The sequence below is a fragment of the Streptomyces yatensis genome (assembly GCF_018069625.1).
GTDB classification, from domain to species: Bacteria; Actinomycetota; Actinomycetes; order Streptomycetales; family Streptomycetaceae; genus Streptomyces; species Streptomyces yatensis.
On the sequence record NZ_CP072941.1, the window covers coordinates 8350941 to 8371213 of the forward strand.

General features: G+C 72.1%; 17 protein-coding genes. 8 read left to right on the forward strand and 9 right to left on the reverse strand.

The features are described from left to right. The first annotated feature begins 53 nt into the window (after positions 1-53). The 4 genes from J8403_RS34875 (at position 54) to J8403_RS34890 (ending at position 3309) form a co-directional block, all read left to right on the forward strand. The gene (locus tag J8403_RS34875; RefSeq protein WP_211126621.1) at positions 54-638 is read left to right on the forward strand and encodes an SUKH-4 family immunity protein; all 585 of its coding nucleotides are present in this window, start codon (positions 54-56) and stop codon (positions 636-638) included. A gap of 248 nt (positions 639-886) precedes the next feature. Next, positions 887-2002 carry an aminopeptidase P family protein gene (locus tag J8403_RS34880; protein ID WP_211126622.1) on the forward strand — a complete coding sequence of 372 codons (1116 nt, stop codon included), beginning with the start codon at positions 887-889 and terminating at the stop codon, positions 2000-2002. Between the two features lie 111 nt (positions 2003-2113). Further along, positions 2114-2548 (forward strand): VOC family protein, encoded by a 435-nt coding sequence (locus J8403_RS34885; RefSeq protein WP_211126623.1) that lies wholly within the window; start codon positions 2114-2116, stop codon positions 2546-2548. 389 nt (positions 2549-2937) lie between these two features. After that, on the forward strand, positions 2938-3309 hold the full coding sequence (locus tag J8403_RS34890; RefSeq protein WP_211126624.1) for a VOC family protein: 372 nt from the start codon (positions 2938-2940) through the stop codon (positions 3307-3309). 262 nt (positions 3310-3571) lie between these two features. Here J8403_RS34890 and J8403_RS34895 read toward each other — a convergent pair whose 3' ends face one another. Then, a complete protein-coding gene (locus tag J8403_RS34895) occupies positions 3572-6781 on the reverse strand; it encodes a glycoside hydrolase family 38 N-terminal domain-containing protein (RefSeq protein WP_211126625.1) in 3210 nt (1069 codons plus the stop codon). Here J8403_RS34895 and J8403_RS34900 point away from each other — a divergent pair, their 5' ends adjacent. Then, positions 6782-7333 (forward strand): ROK family protein, encoded by a 552-nt coding sequence (locus J8403_RS34900; RefSeq protein WP_211126626.1) that lies wholly within the window; start codon positions 6782-6784, stop codon positions 7331-7333. A 37-nt stretch (positions 7334-7370) separates the two neighbouring features. Here the strand turns inward: J8403_RS34900 and J8403_RS34905 are convergent, their stop codons facing one another. Then, on the reverse strand, positions 7371-8516 hold the full coding sequence (locus J8403_RS34905; RefSeq protein ID WP_211126627.1) for a serine hydrolase domain-containing protein: 1146 nt from the start codon (positions 8514-8516) through the stop codon (positions 7371-7373). Positions 8517-8828: 312 nt separating this feature from the next. Between J8403_RS34905 and J8403_RS34910 the strand changes: the two genes are divergently transcribed. Continuing rightward, positions 8829-9698, forward strand: coding sequence for an LLM class F420-dependent oxidoreductase (locus tag J8403_RS34910; protein WP_211126628.1), 870 nt, complete (start codon positions 8829-8831; stop codon positions 9696-9698). A 50-nt stretch (positions 9699-9748) separates the two neighbouring features. On the opposite strand, the gene J8403_RS34915 is transcribed toward J8403_RS34910, so the two are convergent. From J8403_RS34915 to J8403_RS44460, 7 genes are all read right to left on the reverse strand, one after another. Then, the gene (locus tag J8403_RS34915) at positions 9749-10642 is read right to left on the reverse strand and encodes an NAD-dependent protein deacetylase (RefSeq protein ID WP_211126629.1); all 894 of its coding nucleotides are present in this window, start codon (positions 10640-10642) and stop codon (positions 9749-9751) included. Positions 10643-10762: 120 nt separating this feature from the next. Beyond that, a complete protein-coding gene (locus J8403_RS34920; protein ID WP_246586134.1) occupies positions 10763-11506 on the reverse strand; it encodes a hypothetical protein in 744 nt (247 codons plus the stop codon). A gap of 343 nt (positions 11507-11849) precedes the next feature. Beyond that, entirely contained in the window at positions 11850-14072 is a 2223-nt protein-coding gene (locus tag J8403_RS34925; protein ID WP_211126631.1) for a 2-dehydropantoate 2-reductase, read from the reverse strand. Further along, positions 14069-14941 carry an SDR family NAD(P)-dependent oxidoreductase gene (locus J8403_RS34930; protein WP_211126632.1) on the reverse strand — a complete coding sequence of 291 codons (873 nt, stop codon included), beginning with the start codon at positions 14939-14941 and terminating at the stop codon, positions 14069-14071. The genes J8403_RS34925 and J8403_RS34930 overlap by 4 nt, the downstream gene beginning before the upstream one ends. Next, positions 14941-16269, reverse strand: coding sequence for an MFS transporter (locus J8403_RS34935; protein ID WP_211126633.1), 1329 nt, complete (start codon positions 16267-16269; stop codon positions 14941-14943). Before J8403_RS34935 ends, J8403_RS34930 begins: the two co-directional genes overlap by 1 nt. Beyond that, the gene (locus J8403_RS34940; RefSeq protein ID WP_211126634.1) at positions 16266-17222 is read right to left on the reverse strand and encodes a polysaccharide deacetylase family protein; all 957 of its coding nucleotides are present in this window, start codon (positions 17220-17222) and stop codon (positions 16266-16268) included. Before J8403_RS34940 ends, J8403_RS34935 begins: the two co-directional genes overlap by 4 nt. Positions 17223-17324: 102 nt before the next feature. After that, positions 17325-18332 (reverse strand): Lrp/AsnC family transcriptional regulator, encoded by a 1008-nt coding sequence (locus tag J8403_RS44460; protein ID WP_211126635.1) that lies wholly within the window; start codon positions 18330-18332, stop codon positions 17325-17327. A 406-nt stretch (positions 18333-18738) separates the two neighbouring features. On the opposite strand from J8403_RS44460, the gene J8403_RS34950 reads away from it, so the two are divergent. Together J8403_RS34950 and J8403_RS34955 are read left to right on the forward strand one after the other, a co-directional pair. Continuing rightward, entirely contained in the window at positions 18739-19434 is a 696-nt protein-coding gene (locus tag J8403_RS34950) for a hypothetical protein (RefSeq protein WP_246586135.1), read from the forward strand. Continuing rightward, positions 19427-20257 carry an alpha/beta fold hydrolase gene (locus tag J8403_RS34955; RefSeq protein WP_246586136.1) on the forward strand — a complete coding sequence of 277 codons (831 nt, stop codon included), beginning with the start codon at positions 19427-19429 and terminating at the stop codon, positions 20255-20257. Before J8403_RS34950 ends, J8403_RS34955 begins: the two co-directional genes overlap by 8 nt. Positions 20258-20273 lie beyond the last annotated feature (16 nt).

Genomic DNA, 20273 nt, shown 5'->3' on the forward strand with positions numbered 1-20273 from the left:
ATTGACTGGGGCCCGCAAGAGCCGAACGACGCGGACTTCATGGGGGCCACGCAGTGCAAAGCAACGACACTCCGCTCATACCGGACGCGGCGTGGCTGGAGAAGCGACTGGGCGAAGGCGCGCTCTGGCGGCCGGACGAGGCTGGTCTGCCGGCCGAGCTGACCGACGCCCAGTCGAGGGAGTTCCTGCTCACGGTCGGTTTTCCGGCCGTCCGTCTCGACGTCGTAGGGCTCGACACCCGGCATGTACGGGACGAGGGCGGGCTGGAACCGTTCGACGCCGACGAGATCTACGGGAACCGCTACCCGGACGACGACTCGCCGCCCGAGAAGTTCTGCTTCACCGTGGCCACGCGGTACGACCAGCACCTGATGCTCGAAGCGGCGGACGGTGGCATCACCCACTACGACCCCAACGGGTGGGACCACGGGGAGGGGTGGCAGGGACCGGCCGCCGATTCGCTCCCTCGGCTGGCCGTGCTCCTCGGGCTGATCGCCGAATCGAGCAATGCCCTGGGATCGGCGGACGAGGCCGTACGGGCGGCCGCCGTCACGGATCTGCGGGAGCGCATGGCCGACCTGGACCCGGACGTGGACGAATCCGCGTTCTGGGGCGAGATCTTCGAGGATCTGGGCTAGGAGAGGATCTGGGCCGGGAGCGGGTCTGGGCCAGGAGCGCGTCGGGCCGGGAGCGGGTCTGGGCCGGGAGCGGGTCGGGCAGGCGGTCGGCTGGGACCTGGCGCGGGCAGTGCGTCCTGTGCCGTGGGGTTGCCGTTTGTGCTGCATGCTGTGGAGGCTGAGGCTGAAGGGGCCCCAGCCGGTCGAGGACGGTCCGGCCCGCCGCCCCTCGGCCCGGTCCGGCCCGATACCAGGATGGAGAACACCCTGTGATCCTCACCGATCTCTACCCCGCCGACCGTCTGGAGCGCGCCCGGGAGGCCGCCGCCGACGCGGGCCTGGGCGCGCTGCTGATCAGCCCTGGCGCCGACCTGCGCTACCTGACGGGTTACCAGGCCCTGCCCCTGGAACGGCTCACCTGCCTCGTACTCCCCGTGGTCGGCGAGCCCTTCCTCCTGGTGCCGGAGCTGGAGCGGCCCGCGGCGCTCGCGTCCCCGGCCGGGAACCTCGGCATCGAGATCACCGGATGGGCCGAGACCGAGGACCCGTATGCCCTCATCGCGGCCAGACTGCCCGCCGGTATGGCCCGGGTCGGCGTCGACAACCACATGTGGGCCGAGAAGACGATCGCCTTCCGCGCCGTACTGCCCGACACCGACCAGGCACTCGCCGGAGAGGTGCTCGGCCGGCTGCGGATCCGCAAGACCCGGGCCGAGGCCGAGGCGCTGCGCCGGGCGGGCGCGGCCATCGACCGGGTGCACGCCCGCATGGGCGAGTGGCTGCGCGCCGGGCGCACCGAACGCGAGGTCGGCCGGGACATCGCGGAAGCCATCACGGCCGAAGGCCATGTGCGGACCGACTTCGTCATCGTCGGCTCCGGACCCCACAGCGCCAGCCCCCACCATGAGCTGTCGGACCGGGTGATCCAGCCCGGTGACCCGGTGGTGGTCGACATCGGGGGGACCACCGAAGACGGCTACTGCTCCGACTCCACCCGCGACTACGTCGTCGGCGAGCCCCCGGCGGAGTACCGACGGCTGTACGAGGTGCTGTTGACCGCCCAGCGCGCCCAGACCGACGCGGTGCGGCCCGGTATCACCGCCGAGCAACTGGACGCGATCGGCCGGGACATCATCACGGACGCGGGCTTCGGGCCCCACTTCATCCACCGCACCGGCCACGGCATCGGGCTGGAAACCCACGAGGAGCCCTACATCGTGGCGGGTTCCGCCCTGCCGCTGGAGCCCGGCATGGCCTTCTCCGTCGAGCCGGGCATCTACCTTCCCGACCGGTTCGGAGCCCGCATCGAGGACATCGTCATCTGCACCGACGACGGCGGCGAACGCCTCAACCGCACCAGCCGTGAGCTGGTGGTGCTGCCGTGACTGTCCCGCCGGCCTTGGTGTCCAAGGCGGCCCAGGATGCGACAAGGGACTGGCGGATCAGCCTGGGGAAATGAGCGGCAGGGTCGCGCTGGTGCGCGGTACGGTGCGCTGATGTCAGAGATCAAGAAGTTCCAAGTCACCTTCGACTGCGCAGAACCTGAGCGCCTCGCTCGCTTCTGGTGTGAAGTGTTGGGGTACGTCATACCGCCGCCGCCGGAGGGGTTCACCACCTGGGACGATTTCAACCGCACCCTGCCTCCTGAGAAGCAGGGATCATGGTTCGCCTGCAGTGATCCCTCAGGCGTGGGCCCGCGCCTGTACTTCCAGCGTGTCCCCGAAGGCAAGATCGTCAAGAATCGGGTGCATCTCGACGTCCGGGTCGGCACCGGGCTCGTGGGGGAGGAGCGCCTCGCCACGCTCGAAGCCGAGTGCGCACGACTGGTCGCGCTCGGCGCGACCCACGTGCAAACGCTGTACGCCGATGGGGAAAACGAGTCGTGCATCCCGATGCTGGACATCGAGGGCAACGAGTTCTGTATCGACTGAACACTCCGAGCAGGGGAGGTGGGGCGCCACCTCCCCTGGGCCTCTCTCGACAGGAGCCGTATCAGGGTGAAAGTGCTCGTCAAGGCCAGAAAGAGCAGTCGCCACAGCATTCCACCATGCTGGTGTGGGGAAGGCCTGGCGCGGCAACGAAGGGGCGGCTCCTCTACCGTCAAGGTTGACTGGCGGACCCAGCGCCGTCCATGGAAGGAATCCCTTCGGATGTCAGAGCTGGGCTGGTCAGAGGGGTGGCGTGACCTCGTTTCGGGGTGCTCGTGCTGGTCGTGGGCGGCAGTCTGGGGTGTAGATCATTTGGCAGGGCGGTTTTGCCGATGAGTTCACCGTCCTCGAACGGTCTACCCAGCGACACGACCGTTCTCGACAGGAGTGCCATGTCCACCATCCAGCCAGTGATCTTGACTGCCGACCACGACGTCCTGCTCGGCTTCTATACGAAATTGTTCGGTGCGGAGGAGATCTTCCGGGTACCGGCGGAAGGCCCGGTCTTCTACCTCGGCTTGCGTATTGGCGACACCGACCTCGGGCTGGTGGCGAAGGCGAACCTGGGCGACGACCGGGAGGCGTCGCGGATCTTGCTCAGCATCGGTGTCGACGACGTCGATGAGACGCTCGGCCGGGTAGAGGCGCTGGGCGGCTCGGTCCGCAGCGGCCCCAACGACATGCCGTGGGGACAGCGCGTCGCCCACATCTCGGACCCCGACGGCAACCCGGTGAACCTCACCCAGCCGATCCCGCCTCAGTGACGCTGTTCCGGGTGCTCCCGACCGACCAGTGACCTGGTGTGCGACGCGGGTGAGGCGCTCGTGGAGGTCGGATGCCGGGTGGTCCTGGGCGGCGGCCCAGGCGGAGAGGAGGCGGAGGGCGTCGGCGCTGGGGGTGTGGGGGACGGCGGTGTAGATCACGAGGGTGAGGGTGGGGTCGGAGGACAGGGACAGGGCCGCCCGCCACCGACCCGGACCCGGGACCGGTGGCGGGCGGCTCGTACGACGCCGCCCAGCTACCCCGCTACCCCGCCACCCCCGCGGCGCCGAGCCGCGCCCGCACCGCGACGCTGCCCAAGCGGGGGATCTCCACGAGGAGCTCGTCGCCGTCGAGGGCGGCGGGGCCGTCGGGGTCGCCGAGATAGGTGGCGCGCTCCGCGCTCGCGACGGGGAAGCCGCACCTGAGGCGCACCGTGCGCGGCTCCGTGGCGAAGGACTGGAGCCTGATCAGCAGGTCGACGCCGTCGTCACCCGGCACCGGGGCCGCGTCGCGGACCGCGATGCGCGCGTCGTCCACCGAGAGCAGCGCGCGTTCGGCCGGCCGGGCCGCGTCGGGGGCGCCGTGCGCCGGCACACCGATCAGCGGGTGGTCGACCTCATAGGCGGTGCGCAGCGCCAGGGCGTCGGCGTCGATGGTCTCGCCGCTGCGGCGGACGCCCACCGCGTAGCGGAAGGTGGTGTGGAACGCCTGCTGGGACGGGAAGTTGGTGTCCCAGAGGTTGTTGTGCACCCAGGAGTAGACCGTGCCGGGCTGTCGCGGCGATGTCGAGTCGGGGAAGGGCGCGTAGGGCAGGGCGATGGTCTCCGGCTCGACCAGTGGCGCGTCCCTGGTGATCCAGGCGACGGGGCCGCCGTCGTCCGAAAGGGAGACGAACGACCTGACGGCACGCATGTGCTGCGGTGCGCCGGGCACATGGGCCAGGCCGGTGCCGGTCAGGGCGCCGGTGATCTCGTAGTGCACCGTGGGCCGCGTCAGCGCGAAGGGGAACGCGAGGTAGGCGCTCTCCTTCGTCATGGTGGCGGGTTTGTCGAAGCGGTTGTCGATCACCAGGTGCGCGTCGTCACGGCCGAGGCTGAGCGTGGTGCGGGCCCGCCGGACGCCGTCGGCCGCGTATTCGTAGGTGAGGCGCTGGCCGAGGGCGTCGTCGACGCGTTCGAGGAGGACGGCGGGGCGGGCCAGGGTCCGGGAGCCGAGGAGTTCCAGCTCCTCGCTCACGGTGGTCTTGTTGGCCTGGTGGTTGTAGCCGCCGGCAGTGGTGTAGGTGTCGTAGACATAGCCGTTGAAGCCGACGACGGCGCCCTGGTCGACGAGTTCGCGGCCGGTGGCCTTCTCGACGAGGCTCGCCACACAGGCCGTGGTCAGGTCGACGCGGACGCGCAGGTGGTCGTTCTCCAGGATCAGGTCGTCGGCGGTGGGCAGGGGGACGGCGCGGTTCTTCCGCTTCTCGCCCTCCTCGTCCCCGTCGAGGCGGAGCGCGGCGGGGGAGGCCACCACCTTGTCGCCGTCATGGCCGGTCACCGTCACATCCAGCCGTACGAGGCCGAACGGCGGCACATCGGGCACCTGGATGTGCAGCCATCGCCCGGCGTCCCGGTGGACCGGGTTGGTCTGCGCCTCCTGGACCAGCGGCAGTTCCGCGCCGGTGCGGCCGTCGGTCACCGACACCGTGCTCGTGAGCGGGACACGGCTCTCGCGCAGGAACACCGTCACGACGGAGGTGCGGGCCGCTGCCGTGGTGTTGACGGCCCAGTAGGTCACGTCGGCGTCGGCCGCGGTGGGCAGCAGGGCGCCGAGTGCGGCCGAGGCGTGGTCGAGGAAGGTGTCGGCGTCGTTGTCGCCGTGCAGCGCGTACCCGTACTTCCAGTGCCACTGCTGCTCGCCCGACTCGCCGCCCGCGTCACCGTGCGTCCACGGGTCGGAGGCGCCCCAGGTGTGCTCGTTGAACAGGGACACCGACCGGTACACCTGGTCGGCGCCGTCGCGGGCGGCCGTGGCCAGATCGGTGGCGGGCCGCGCGGGGGAGGCCAGGGCGGCCATGCCGTACAAGGTGGCGGCGTCGGTGACGGTGGACTGGGCGCGGCGCACCATGGCCTGGGGCCGGGCGCCCGATCCGACACCCTCGACCCACCAGTCGCCCCAGTCGCCCTCGAAGGCGGGGATGGCGTCGCCGAGCCGGGCCTCGGCGTCGGCGAAGAAGTCGGTGTTCGTGGACAGCCGTAGCCTGGGGCTGTCCCAGGTCTCGTTCCAGCGGCGTACGGTCTCGGCGAGGATCAGCCGTGGCGGCGCGTTGTCCCCGAAGTGGCCCTGCACCCTCGGGTGCAGCACGTCCCACGGGTAGGGCTCGCGCTCCCCGGGCGCGGGGGACGGCGAGCCGAGGAGCTCGGGCGGGATCGGGTAGGGGTTGGTCGCCAGCGATGTCAGATAGGCGGGCAGCAGGTCGTCCACCATGCTGTACGAGGTGTCGAAGCCCAGTACGGGCCCTTCCATGTAGGCGAGGCCGTGGGGGCTGTCGGTCATCCACACCAGCACCTCCTTGCCCGAGGGGGCGCGCCACCGGAACAGGCGCGGCAGCCGTGCCCCGCCGTTGGTGGTGGGCACCGAGCGCCCGGCCCAGTTGTGCGCCACCGACAGGTAGCGCACGCCCAGCGGGGACAGGGCGTCCGGCAGCCCGGCCACGGAGCCGGGCACATCGGTCTGCATGGCCGAGTGGAAGTCGATCCCGTAGGTGTCCCTCACCCGGCGGGCCAGCCGCAGCAGTTCGTGCAGTTCGTCGGTGGAACAGGTGTCGCTGTGGAGGTTGTACGGCATGGCGGTCAGCTCGATCTGACCGGCGCGGACCCGCTCGACGAACTCCGCGACCCGCTCCGGCGGCCGGCCGGCGGCCCACTGCTCGAAGGACCACAGCGACTCCACGGCCCACCGGAACCTGGCGTCGTCCGGCCAGCCGTCGGTGGTACGGGTCAGATCGAGGCAGGAGTCGAGGAAGGCGACGTGTTCGCCGAGGACGGTGCCCTGGGGATCGGTGTAGCCGATGTCCAGGTGCGAGTGGTGGACCAGGTGGATCGTCCAGTCGCGCGGCGGTTCCAGCGCGAAGGCGAGCACCGCCGACACGTCGCCCTTGCGGGCCTGGATCCGCACGTCGCGGCGGTCGCTCTCCAGGGGGAGCATCAGGCGTGGCCCGCCGGGCGCGGGCAGCACCTCGACGGGCACCCGGCCTCGGCCCGCGACCTCCACCTCGAAGGTCCACTCGCCGTGATCCGGAGCGTCACCGGAGATGAGGATGCGCACACCGCGCCGGGCGCCGGCGTCGTCGCGGCGTACGAGGTGTTCCGGCAGGGCTCGCAGTTCCGTGTCGCCGGCCCGCGCGGTGGCGGCGACGGCGAGGCCGATCATGCTCGTCCGGGCCTTGTCGGTGGACCAGCGGCGGTCGCGTACGAGGGCGCGCGTCGTCATGTGTTCTCTCTCCCAGGGTGGTTCGGGTCAGGCCGTGAGCCGCAGGCTGTTGACGAAGAAGCGCTGGAACACGAAACACTCGGCACGGGGATCGGCTCCGCGTTCCTGGACCGGGGGACGATCGTCGAGGACGACCCGCGCGTGCCGCCAGAGGGCCGCGTCGACCTGCTCACCGTGGACGGCCGCCCGCTGGAGGACACGGTCTCCACCCGGGCGATGACCACCCACTACACGGAGCGCACCGGCCGCCCCGTCGACGGGCTGCGGGAGCTGACGGCCTTCGCCGTCACCGACACCACCGCCCGCGGCATCATCACCTCGGCCCTGCGTGCCCTCGGCGACACCCTCGCCCCGTGGCTGACCGCCTTCGAGGCCGACACGGTGGTCTTCGGCGGCTCCATCACGGCCGCATGGCCCCTGATAGGCCCGCCCCTCCACGACGGCCTCACCCACCACGACCCGCGACTCGCACGCCTCACCCTGTCGGTACGCGACGACGGCGAGGACCAGGCCCTGCTGGGCGCGGCGGTGTTCGCGGCCCGCCGCGCGTAGCGCCCGACCGCGGACCATCGCGGAGGATCAGGAGTGGTCAGGAGCGGCTCCGGCAGAGTTCCCGGTCCACGAGGGTGCTCATGGCCTGTTGGGTGTCGTCGCCGCCGTCGCTGGTGACGTACACCACGGCGGTCCGGGTGCCGTCCCGGGTGACGCCACTCCAGGTGTGATAGCCGAGCAGTTCGCCCGGGTGGCCGAAGTAGCTGCCGCCACAGGACAACGGGAGTTCGCCCAGACCGAGTCCGTACCGCACGCCCAGCTCGGGCGCGGGCGTGGTGGTCGTCATCTCGTCGAGCTGCGCCGGAGCCAGCAGACGGCCGCCGAGCAGCGCGGCGTAGAACCGGTTCAGGTCGTGCGTGGTGCTGATGATCGAGCCGGAGCCGGCGGCCATGCTCGGATTGAGCGCCGTGACGTCGATGCCGGTGTGGGTGCCGAACGCGGCGTAGCCGTGGGCGTGCGGGCCCGGGACGGACGGGGAGGCGCCGGGGGTGCTGGTGTCCTTCAGGCCCAGCGGGCGGATGATCCGGTCGTTCACCTCCTGTGCCCAGCTCCGGCCGGTGACCTCGTGGATGATCATCGCGGCGAGTACGTAGTTGGTGTTGGAGTACGACCAGCCGTCACCCGGCGGGAAGTTGGGCCGGTGGTTCATCGCCAGCCGCACCAGCTCCTTCGGGGTGTAGGTGCGGAACCGCTCGGCCCGATAGCCCTCCGCGCTGTTCAACGCGGGTATCTCCGGCAGGACGTCATGGATGCCGCTGGTGTGCCGCAGGAGTTGCCGCACGGTGATCCGGCTGCCGTCGTTGTCCTTGCCCCGGACCACTCCCGGTAGCCACTGCTCGACGGTGTCCTCCAGGGACATGCGCCCCTCGGCGACGAGTTGCAGCACGACCGTGGCGGTGAAGGTCTTGGTGGCGCTGCCGATCCGGAAACGGCCGTTCCGTGGCATCGGCCTCCCGCTGCCCACCGTGGCCGTCCCGGCGCGCGCGGTGTCATGTCTGTCCGGTGATGTCACCTCGGCGAACACACCGACGGCCCCGGTGTCGTGGACCGTGTCCACCTGCTGTTGGAGCGGATCGGGCTGCCGTGGCTTCGCCGCCGCCGGTCCGGTGGAGGCGGCGAGGAGGACGGTGGCCAGGCCGGTCAGGACGAGCCGGCCCCGGCGGCGCTTTCCCGGCACCTGCATGGTGAGCCCCTTTCTTTTCGGATTGCCCGCGCGTTCGGGGACCGCTCGGGCCGTGGCCCGCGGCTGGTCCGCCCCCGGAGCCGGTGGTCCGCACCATCCCACCAGCGGAGAGGGGAACGGCCCATCCGGCCGTCCCCCTGACCTGCCGATGCGCTGTCCTCAGGGCAGTGGCTGGGGTTACCCCCCGTCAGGCGGCATCGAGGAGGGCCTTCGCTCGTCCGGACCACATGCCACGCCGCGCGCGGGCGCGGCGTGCCACGTCAGCCCGGTGCGTCCGCGCCTCGCGCCTAAGGTGACGCCCGGAGGTGGAGCATGCGAGTGGGGTTGCACGCGCTCGGTATCGGCGACGGCGCACGTCCCGAGGTGATCCGGGCCGTGGCCACGGCTGCCGAGACGCACGGCTTCGCGAGGCTCTGGTGCGGTGAGCACGCGGTGCTCGTGGACGCGCCCGCCTCTCGTTACCCCTACTCGGCGGACGGCCGGATCGCCGTGCCCGCGGACGCGGACTGGCTGGACCCGCTGCTCGCCCTGACCTTCGCGGCGGCGGTCACCAGCCGGATCGAGCTGGCCACCGGCGTACTCCTGCTGCCCGAGCACAACCCGGTCCTGGTCGCCAAACAGGCCGCCACACTCGATGTGCTCTCCGCCGGGCGGTTCGGCCTCGGGGTCGGGGTCGGCTGGTCGGCCGAGGAATTCGCGGCGCTCGGAGTTCCGTTCGCCGGTCGCGGGCGGCGCGCCGAGGAGTACCTTGCCGCGATGCGCGCCCTGTGGGCCGAGGATCCGGCCTCCTACGCGGGGGAGTTCATCCGCTTCGACGCGATCCGGGTCAACCCGAAGCCGCTGCGTGGCGCCCGGCTCCCGGTCGTGGCCGGTGGAAACAGCGACGCCGCCTTGCGCCGGGCGGCCACGCTCGCCGACGGCTGGTACGGCTTCACCATCCCGGTGGCCGACGTCCCGGCCCGTATCGCCGTGCTCGCCGACGAGTGCGCGCGCCACGGCCGCGCGTTTGACGAGTTCACGGTCGCCGTCGCGCTGAGCGACGGCACCCCGGAGCACCTCCCCGCGCTCGACGCGGCGGGCGTCACCGAAGTCGTGGTCGTCGGCGCTCCTCCGCCCGCTCCCGACGCGGCGGCCACCTGGGTCGCGGAACTCGCCCGGACCTGGATCCGCCCGGCGCAATAGCCGCAAGGGCGCCGGACCCCGGACCCGGTCCGCGCCACGCCGGATCCGCGTCAGGGCTGTGTCGGCCCCGGGATGCCCAGTCGCTCGGCCACGCCGGTGAGGGCCGTTCCCAGCGGGAGGGCGACCCGGGTGACGGCGTGCTGGTCGCCCCGGGTCGGGTCCAGGTTGACGATCAGCACCGGCTTCCCGGCCTTGGCCGCTTGGCGGACGAACCGGAGTCCGGACATCACCGTCAGTGAGGAGCCCAGGACCAGCAGTGAGGTGGCTTCGCGGACCAGCTCGCGGCAGTGCTCGACCCGCCGCGGCGGAACGGCCTCGCCGAAGAACACCACGTCCGGTTTGAGGATGCCGCCGCAGACCGTACAGGGCACCACACGGAAGTCCCCGACCTGCTCGTCGGTGAGGTCGGCGTCACCGTCCGGATTGATTCCGGCGGCCACCGGCGCGAAGCCCACATTGGCTTCCTCCAGCCGCCGGGCGAGGTCGCGGCGCGGGCTGGAGGCGCCGCAGACAAGGCAGACGACCCGGTCCAGGCTTCCGTGGAGTTCCACGACGTCCTCGCTGCCGGCGGCCTGGTGCAGGCCGTCGACGTTCTGGGTGATCACACCCGAGAGCAGGCCGTGCCGTGCGAACGCGGCCACGGCCCGGTGTCCGGCGTTGGGACGGGCGCGGCCGAAGGTGCGCCAGCCGAGATGGCTGCGGGCCCAGTACCGGCGCCGGGCCGGGGCACCGGCGGTGAAGTCCTGGTACGTCATCGGGGTGTGCCGGCTCAGGCTCCCGCCCTCGCCCCGGTAGTCCGGGATGCCCGACTCCGTGGAGATGCCCGCACCGCTGAGCACCAGCACACCGCCGGTGCTCAGCGCGTCGGCGACCGGCGCCAGGTCCGTACTGCCCGGCGGCAGGTCCTTAACCGGGGTCCAGCTCAAGGTGGGGCGCATGCGCATGCCGCCAGGGTACGGAACCGGCCGCCACCGCCCACGTCCGCCGTCGATTCCCGGGCAACGCGGCACAGCGCCCGGTGACCCTCGGTACGGCCGCCGCGCCACCGGGAAGGGCCGGAGGTCTCAGCCGCGTATGGTCACGCCGTGGCGCGTCCGCAGTCGGTGCAGCTCCCACAGGGAGAGCCCGGTCACCGAGAGCGGGCCGCCGAACAGGGAGCAGAACTGGGCCCACATCGGACCGTTCGGCATGCCGCTCCCGGTCAGGTTGAGGATGGCGATGATCCAGACCATCACCACGGTGAGCACGGCCGGTAGCGCGGCGTGCACATAGGCGGTGTTGAAGGCGGAGCGGGCGACGTAGGCCGAGGCCATGAAGAAGAACGGCAGCCCCCACAGCACGAACGCGAGCGCGGGAACGGCGGCCACGAACAGCCACACCCCGTGCAGCCCGTGCAGCAGCGTGGTGCCCGAGATCAGCCACGCCGTGCCGACGAGGGCGGCCACGACCAGGACGTACCAGCCGACGGTCTTGGCCGGGACGCCGAGCCGGGAGCGCAGCAGCCGCCGCCGCTCCGCGGGCGCGTAGCGGATGAAGGCAGTGATCACCAGCGGTCCGGCGATGATGAGCAGGACCGGGGTCAGGAGGAGCTGGCCGAGACCCTCGCTGGCCTGGTCCTCCAGGCCGTTGTCCGCCCCGTACATGTAGTAGAGCGTGAACGTGGCGAGGACGCCGAGCACCGTGCGGGTGATCTGGAAGCGGGTGACCACGGGATCGTGGACCCGCCCGCCGCCGTCCTGGTCGAACACCCTGCGCGCGGCCCGGTGCACCGAGCGGAGCAGGGGGACGATCAAGAAGAGGAAGGGCACCCGCCGGTACCAGTGCCGGTTCCTGGGCGCCGGGCGGTAGGGCCCGGGCGGCGGAGGCGGGGGCGGGGGCCCGTAGGGGTTCGGTGGCGGTCCGTACGGATCCGGTGCCGGTGGTGGCCCGTACGGATCCGGTGTCGGCGGCCCGTACGGACCGGGTGATGGCGGAGGCCCCCAGCGGTTTCCTCCCTGTCCGGGGTCGTTCGGCAGACCCCATCCCCCCGATGCCATCGCGATTCCTCCTCGCCCCCGCGGCCCGTGCCTTCGACCGCTCATTTTTCGCCAGTGGCCGGGGAATTGTAAGACACGCCGTTCATGTCCTACCGGGTCGCGCGGGGCAGGGGATTCATTCCTGTGCCAGCGCCGTCAGCACGGTGGCGGCCAGCGCCGCGCGGGTGACCATGCCCCGCACCGAGGTGTTCTCCGAGCGGGCGTGTGCGCCCGAGCCCACCGCGCCGATACCGTCCAGGACCGGAGTGCCCTGGGCCACCACGAAGTTGCCGTCGCTGGCTCCGCCGACCGACGCCTCGGGCAGGTCGTGTCCGAGCAGTGCGGCGCAGCGGCGGGCCAGGCCGGCGAGTGCGGCGACCCCTTCCGTGCGTTCGAACACCGGGCGGTTCCAGCCACCGGTGACCTCCACGCGGGTCCGTGGGTCGACGGGCCGCACCGCGGCGAGGGCGTCTTCGAGGCGTTTTTGTTCGGCGGCGGTGGCGACGCGGATGTCGATACGGGCCACGGCGTGCCCCGCCGTGACGTTGCTGCGGGTGCCTCCCTCCACCACGCCCACGTTCAGCGAGGTGCCCGCGTCCGGGGCGCGCAGGTCCGTCAGCCGCAGGATCTGGTGGGCGAGTTCGTCCACGGCGCTGGCTCCGGCCGTGGGGTCCAGACCGGCGTGGGCCTCGACGCCGGTGACCGTGACGGTGAAGAGTCCGACGCCCTTGCGGGCTGTCTTGATCGCGCCGTCGGCGGCGGCCTCGAAGACCATGGCGAGCCGGCTGTCGCGTGCCTCCTCGACGATGGCGTCGCGGGAGGCGAGACTGCCGGTCTCCTCGTCGCCGTTGAGCATCACGGTGCAGGCCGGGCGGGGCAGATCGAGGGCGTCCAGGGCGCGCAGTGCCCAGACCGCCTGGACCAGACCGGCCTTCATGTCGAAGACGCCGGGGCCGCTGATGTGGTCGCCGTCCCGCAGGAAGGGCCAGGTGTCCAGGGTGCCGGTCGGCCAGACGGTGTCGTAGTGCCCGAGGAGAAGGACGGGACGGTGGTCCCGGGTGGTGGTGTCCCGGGCGGAGTAGCGGCGGACGAGGATGTCTCCGGCCGCCTCGCGCGAAAGGGTCTCCTCGGTGTCCGGTGCGCCCAGGCGCCGGTCGAGCCAGTCGCGCAGCCAGCCGAGGCAGCTCTTCAGGGCGTCCAGGTCGTCGCTGGCGCTGCCCTGGGAGGTGTAGGCGGCGAGGTCGGCGACCATGTCCTCGCGGTGGGCGTCGAGCCACTGCCGCACCGCGTCGGCCTGTTCGGCGTCGGGCGGCAGCGAGGGCGCGGGGGGCTCGGCCAGGCGGTCCAGTTCGTCCAGCCGTGACTCCGACATGTCCTGTGCGGCGCCCTCCAGTTGGCGCAGGCCGGTCACGACCGATCGCAGCAGGGGCGTGGGCAGACCTTCGCGCGCCGCGTGGTCGAAGACCTCGGTGTAGTGGGTGGGGGCCTCCACGGGCCGGTGGCGCACCGCGAGGTCGCGCCAGATGCCGCTGCGGTCCTTCGTCTGGGTGCGCAGCCATGCGGTGAGACGGTCGAAGGCGGCGTCCTGGACGGCTGGGTCCGCTCCTCGCCGGAAGGGGTGCGGTTCGAAGGCGTCGAAGGCCTCCAGGGTGACGCCGAGGCGGTCGGACACGGCGAAGATCTCGCCGGTGAGCGCGGCCATCGCGGGGCGGTGCCGGTCGATGAGGTCGGCCATGGGGGCGTCCGCGAGGGCGGTGGCGGCGAGCATGGCGCCGAACCCGGCCTTGGCCCACAGATATCCCTCGACGTTGTCGCTGGCCACGGCCGGGCCCCAACTGTGCAGATGGGCCACCAGATCCCGGACCCGCGGGCTGACCGGCCCACCGTCGGGCTCGCCGATGACGAGGGCCCCGGCGCCGCCGTCCAGGATGACGCCCGGTTCGATGACGTCGGCGAAGATGTTCACGAAGGCGGCGACGGTGCGGGCGGCTCCCAGACGCTCGGCGATCAGGGACTCGTTGAAGCCGTTCTGCAGGGAGACGACATAGCCGTCCGGGGCCAGGCGGGGCGCGATCCAGTCCAGCGCGGTGCCGGTGGCCTGCGCCTTCACGGCCAGCAGGACGCGGTCGAGGGTGCCGGTGAACTCGTCCGGGGTCGTGGCGGTGACCGGCACGCTCTCGCGGATGCCGCCGCGGGCGACGACGAGCCCGCGGGTGCGGATGGCGTCGACATGGGCGCGGTCGGTGTCCACGACGGTGACCGGGTGGCCGGCCCGGGCGAGGGCGAAGGCGAGGGTGCCGCCGATCGCTCCCGCGCCGACGACGGTGTATCCGGGCCTGACCGGCTGGGCGTCGTTCATCGGGTGGTTCGTCCTTCTTCCATGGTCGTGGTGGCGGTCGCGGTCGCGCCGGCTGTGGCCGCGGTGGTCCCCGGCACCGGGGCGGGCGGTGTGGGCGGGGCGGCGCGGGTGTCGTCGGGCTGCCAGATGCGGGGCAGGTGCAGGGCGCCCGTGCTGGATCCGCCGTCCACCCGCACCACCTCGCCGGTGATCCAGGAGGCGTCGGGGCCGGTGAGCCAGCGCACCGCCCGGGCGATGTCCTGTGGCGTTCCCGGGCGGCCCAGCGGGTTGGCGCCTATGGCCTCGGCGTACTGCGCGGAGACGGGGTTGCAGTCGCTGTCCACCGGGATGAAACCGGGGCTGACCGCGTTGACGCGGATGCCGTGCGGGCCCAGTTCCAGCGCGGCGGCTCGGGTGGCCATCTCCAGGGCGGCCTTCGAGCTCGCGTACGGGCCTCCGCCGGGGCGGGCGCGCAGCGCGGAGCCGGAGGAGATGTTGACGACCGCACCGGGCCGTCCATGGTGGATGGCGAGCCGGGCGAAGGCGGCGGTGGCCAGGACCGGGGCGCGCAGGTTGACGGCGAACAGCCGGTCCCAGGCCGTCGCGTCCACCTCGGCCATGTCGAGCGAGGGGTAGACGCCCGCCGCGTTGACGAGGACGTCGATGGGGCCGTGTTCCGCCCAGGCCGCCTCGACGACGGCGGTGGGCGCGTCGGGGTCGGTCAGGTCCGCGGCCCGTGGCGCGGTACGGGTTCCCACCCGTGCCCCGGCCCGCCGGAGGGCGGCCGGGTCGCGGTCGACGAGGGTGAGGAACGCGCCCCGGGCGGCGAACTCCTCGGCGATCGCCCCGCCGATGCCGCCCGCGGCGCCGGTGACGAGGACGTGGGTCATCAGCTGAACTCCTTGTCCTTGGTCTCCGGCATCGTTATGTAGACGACGAAGGAGATCAGCGAGGCCGCCGATACGTAGATCCACAGCAGGTCGCTGTGGCCGCTCTCATGCATCCACGTCGTCAGGTACGGCGCGGTGCCGCCGAAGAGCGCGACGGCCAGGGCGTACGGCAGGGCGATACCGGTGGCGCGCACCTCCGGGGGGAACTGCTCGGCCATGATGACGGCGCAGTTGGCGGAGTAGCCGAGGATCAGCAGCATGCCGACGAGCTGGACCAGGAACAGGCTGAGGAAGCTGTTGCTCAGCAGGTGCAGCAGGGGCCAGGCCAGGATGACGAAGCCACCGGCGAACCCCGCCATGGTCGGCTTGCGGCCCAGCCGGTCCGAGACCACGCCCACGAATGGCAGCGCGATGACGAAGACGACCAGACACAGGGTCTGGGACAGCAGCGCGGTCTTCAGCGGGATGCCGGTGGTCAGATTCGCGTACGTGGGGAGGTAGTTGACCCAGATGTAGTAGGTGAGGGTGCCGGCCACCGTGATGCCGGCGACGCGCAGGGCGGCCCCGGGGTGCTCCACGAACATGGCTTTGACGGGATTGGTGCGGGTGCGGCCGGAGCCCCGCGCCTGGGTGAAGGAGTCGGTGTCCGCCACCGAGACCCGCAGCCACAGGCCGACCAGTCCGAGGAGGCCGCCGAGGATGAACGCCACCCGCCAGCCCCAGGAGTGCAGGGCGTCGTCGCTCAGGGCCGAGGTGGCGAGGGTGCCCAGGAGGGAGGCGACGAGCACCCCGCCGGCGACCGACACCTGCTGCCAGGACCCGGCGAAGGCGCGCCTGCCACGGGCCGCCGACTCGACGAGGAACGCGGAGGACGAGCCGAACTCGCCACCGGCGGAGAAGCCCTGCACCAGCCGGGCGACCAGCAGGAGCAGCGGCGAGACGATGCCGATGGTCTCGTAGGAGGGGGTGATCGCGATGACGAAACCGGCGGCCGCCATCAGGCCGACCGTGAGGGTCATGCCCTTCTTGCGGCCATGGCGGTCGGCGTAGGCGCCGAGGACGGCGGCACCGACCGGGCGCATCACGAACCCGACGGCGAAGACGGCGAGCGTGGACAGCAGGGCCACCGCGCCGTCGCTCTTCGGGAAGAACTCATCGGCGATGATCTTGGCGAAGATGGAGTACAGGGCCCAGTCGACCCATTCGACGGTGTTGCCGATGGTCCCGGCGACGATGGCCTTGCGCTGGGCGCCGCTCAGCCGGGTGGTGGCGGGGGCGGCGCCGTCCTGGCGCAGGGGGCCGGTGGGCGTGGTGGATCCGGTGTTCATGGCGTGTGCTCCGGAGTGTCGGCGGGGGAGCCGGCTGTGGTCCGGCCGTGCAGCACGTCGCGGGCCGTGTCGGCGAGCTGGGCGTGCGTGGCGTACCAGACGCCGGGGTGAGCGGCGATGTGGTCGAGAAGCTCCCGCAGCGCCACCAGGCGCGAGCGGTGGCCGATGACGTGCGGGTGCAGGGTGAGCTGGAAGACGCCGCCGTCCCGGTAGGCGGCGTCGAACTCGTCGGTCCAGATCTCCCGTACGTCGCGCGGACGGCTGTGCGGGCGGGCGGACCCGTAGCGGTCCATGGTGAAGTACGGGGCGTCGTCGCGGATCCAGTCGACGGGGATCTCCACCAGGCCGGTGGGCCGGCCGTCGGCGACGATCTCGTACGGCTCGTCGTCGGCCATCAGCGAGGAGTCGTAGGCGAAGCCCAGCTCGAGCATGATGGCGAGGGTCGAGTCGGAGAAGTCCCAGGACGGGGTGCGGATGCCGACCGGGCGGCTGCCGGTCAGCGTGGTGAGGGTGTCCAGGGCACGCGCCGTGAGGTCCTTCTCGTCCTCGCGGCCCAGCAGCATGTTGCGCTCGTGGATCCAGCCGTGGACGGCCAGTTCGTGCCCGTCACGGGTGTAGGCGCGGGCCTCCTCGGGGTGGACGAGGGCGGAGACGGCCGGCATGAAGAAGGTCGCGGGGACGCCGTGGCGGGCGAGGAGGTCCAGGATCCGCGGGGAGCCGGCGCGGGCCCCGTACTCGCCCTGGGCGAGCAGACCGGGGCTGGTCCCGCCGTCGCGCAGCGGGATCGTCTCGTGGTCGGCGTCGAAGGAGAGGGCGACCGCGACGCGGGCACCGCCGGGCCAGCGGTCCGGGACCAGCCGCCGCCCGGCGCGGACCGCGTCGACGTGGCCGCGCCAGGTGTGTTCGGGCCAGCGCCAGCTCTCCGAGGGCAGGCCGAAGTCGTCTGTGGGCATGGTGATCTCCACAAGGATCGGGGCGGGACGGGGACGGGAGAGGGCGGATGAGGGGAGGGCCGGGCCGCCACCGGCCGGTGTGCCCGGCGGCCGGCCGGGGGCTCAGACGGTGCGGACCATCCGGTGCCAGGAGTACTTGAGGGTGGCGAGGTGCAACGTCACATCCGAGGCGATCAGCCCCGGCAGTGTCCCGATGACCTCACTGGTGTAGCGGAGCAGATCGGTGCGGCGGGGCAGCACCATGTGTCCGACGAGGTTGAAACGCCCGGTCGCCGCGCCCAGGAATTTGGTGCCCGGATGCCGCGCGAGCTGGCGCCCCGCCGCTTCGAGCCGGTCGGGCTCGATCGACAGCCACACCATGAACTCCGCGTCGTATCCGAGCAGGCCCGGTTCGACCAGCGTCCGGAACTGCAGGATGCCGCGGGATATGAGTCGTTCCATGGCCCGTGCGACACCGGCCTCGGTGTGGCCCAGGCGCCGGGCCAGGGCGCTGATCTGGGCCCGGCCGTCCTCCTTGAGGGCCGCCGCGACCTCCTGCTCCAGGGCGGTCAGCGCTTTTGGCGCCTCGTCCCAGTCGTCGCGGTCGCAGGAGGACGCCAGCGAAGCGGGCCGCAGGTCCGCGGCCGCCTCGGCGGGCAGCAGCCCGGTGTCCCACATCGACGCGGAGGTGAACGCACGGATGACGGCGACCGCCTCGGTGCTGGTGATCAGTTCGGCCCCGGGCAGGTCGGTGAAGAGCATCCGCATCATCTCCTCGTTGTCACGGGCGACGAAGTCGACGATGAGATCGGCGGCGCCGGTGACGACGGCCAGGAAGCGCACATCCGGGCTGACGGCGAGCCGGTCCGCGAGGTCCAGCCCGCGACCGGGCTTGGCCTGCACCCGGACGAGCATGGACGAGCCCTCCCGGGTGCGGTCCAGCTCCAGCGTGCCGACGACCCGCAGCACTCCCCGCTCGCGCAGGGCCTTGTAGCGCCGCTGGGCGGTCGTCTCGCTGGTACCCACCCAGCGGGCCACCGCGCACCAGGGGGCACGACCGTTGAGCTGGAGCGCCGCGATCACGCAACGGTCCAGGTCATCAATGGTGTCCACGAGGGCTTGGTGGGTCATGGGGCGGACGCTAATGAGCGCTTTTCCACGCGTCAATGAGGGAATCCTGCATCGCTCCAGGTCACAGCCGGGCGATCCGGCACCCCGGACATCACGGAGGGGTAACACCCGCAGATCTGGCGCGGATGAACGGGGGAGGTGCGGCGTGACGGATTACGTCACGCGGATATCCAAAAAAGTTCACCCCCGCCCGGCCGCGGGGCGCACCGGCGTGCTTCCTTCCCCTTCCGGGCGGGGAAGTCAGCGCATCGGCAGCAACCGCGTGGCTGCCGCGGTGATGGTCCGCGCGGCGCGGGTGAGGACGGGGATCTCGCCGAGAAGCCCGCGCTCATGCAGGCGGCGAGCACCAACTGGTGGTAGGTCGAGCCGTGGCGCGGCAGGATGCGGGCCGCGTTTCGTCAGGCGGATGCCGCCGGCCCTGGGCGCCGCGACCGGAGCGGTCCAGGCACTGATCACCTGGCGTCGCGGCCCCACCGCCCGCATCGCCGGACCGCTGCTCGCGAGCCTGGCCTTCGCGGCGGGCACCGCCGTGGGCCCGGTGGTCTCGGGCCTGCTCGCCCAGTACGCACCCGGAACGCTGACCACTCCCCATGTCCTGCACCTGGCCCTGGCCCTGCGGGCATGGGTGTGGCAACGGCTGCGCCGGACCGTGCCCGCGCCGACGGCCGTGCGCGGGGCAGGGGCACAGCGGCGGTGGCGCCCCACCCGCCCGCACAGCGGCGCCATGCGAGCGGTCGACGCACGGACACCGGCCGGGCAGCGCGCCGGGATCGAGGCCGCCCTGTACTTGCCGTTGTATTGGGGGTGGGGGGCCCACGGTCGCCGTCGGGCTGCTGACCGCCTGGATGCCACTCACCGTGGCGGTGACCCGGCTCAGCTGGGCAGATCCGGCTCAGCTGGGCAGATCCGGTTCGGCTGGGCCGGATCTGCCCTGGCCGCGCTCGTCCTGTCGGCCGGCCACTGCCGCACCTTCTCCGCGCGGCGTCACACGCGGGCGGGCATTCCCTCGGTCGCTTCGGTCTTCTCGGCCCACGTCACCGCCCCGACGACATATGTACAAGACCGGCGGTCGGCCGCCCCGGCACCATCCCCCCATGAGTGAACACAGCGTTGAGCTCTCGCACGGGATGCATGTGGTCCACGACGGCCCTCGGCAGGCACCGCCCCTGTTGCTCATCCACGGATCGGGGGCCTCGGGCGGCTTCTGGGGCCCGGTGGTCCCGGCGCTCGCTCGCCACCATCACGTCATCCGGGTCGACCTCCCGGGCTGCGGCCAGTCCCCGCCCGCGGCGTCCTATGACGTGCCCGCGCAGGCGGGTCAGGTGGCGGCGCTGCTCGATGGCCACGGCCACCGATCCGTGGCCGTGGCGGGGCACTCCAGTGGTGGCTACGTCGCCACCGCGCTCGCCGAACACCGCCCCGACCTGGTGAGATCGATCGCGCTGATCAGCAGTGGCCCGAGTCTGGACGCCCTCCTGCCGCAGCCGCTCCTCTTCCGGGTGCTGTTGGCCCCGCCCCTCGGCCCGCTCCTGTGGCCGAGGCGTTCGGACGCGACGATCCGCAGGGGAATCAGCGCGACATGCGCACGCCCGGTGGAGGTGGCGGACGATGTGGTCGCCGACATACGGAGGATCGCCTATCCCACGCTCAGGAGCGTGCTGCGCCGGAACTCCGCGTACCTCGCCGAGCGGAGCCTGCCCGAGCGCCTCGCCGCCCTCGACGTCCCCGTACTGGTGGTCTTCGGCGCCGCCGACCCCCGCTGGGAGCCCTCGTCGGCACACCAGTACGACGCGGTGCCGGGCGCGCGCATCGAGCTGCTGCCGGGCGTCGGGCATGTGCCCATGTACGAGGAGCCCGAGGCGACCGGCACCCTGCTGCTGGGCTTCGCGGCAACGGGCGTTGACGCCCCGCCCGTGACGCCCTGAGACCTAGACTGGGCGT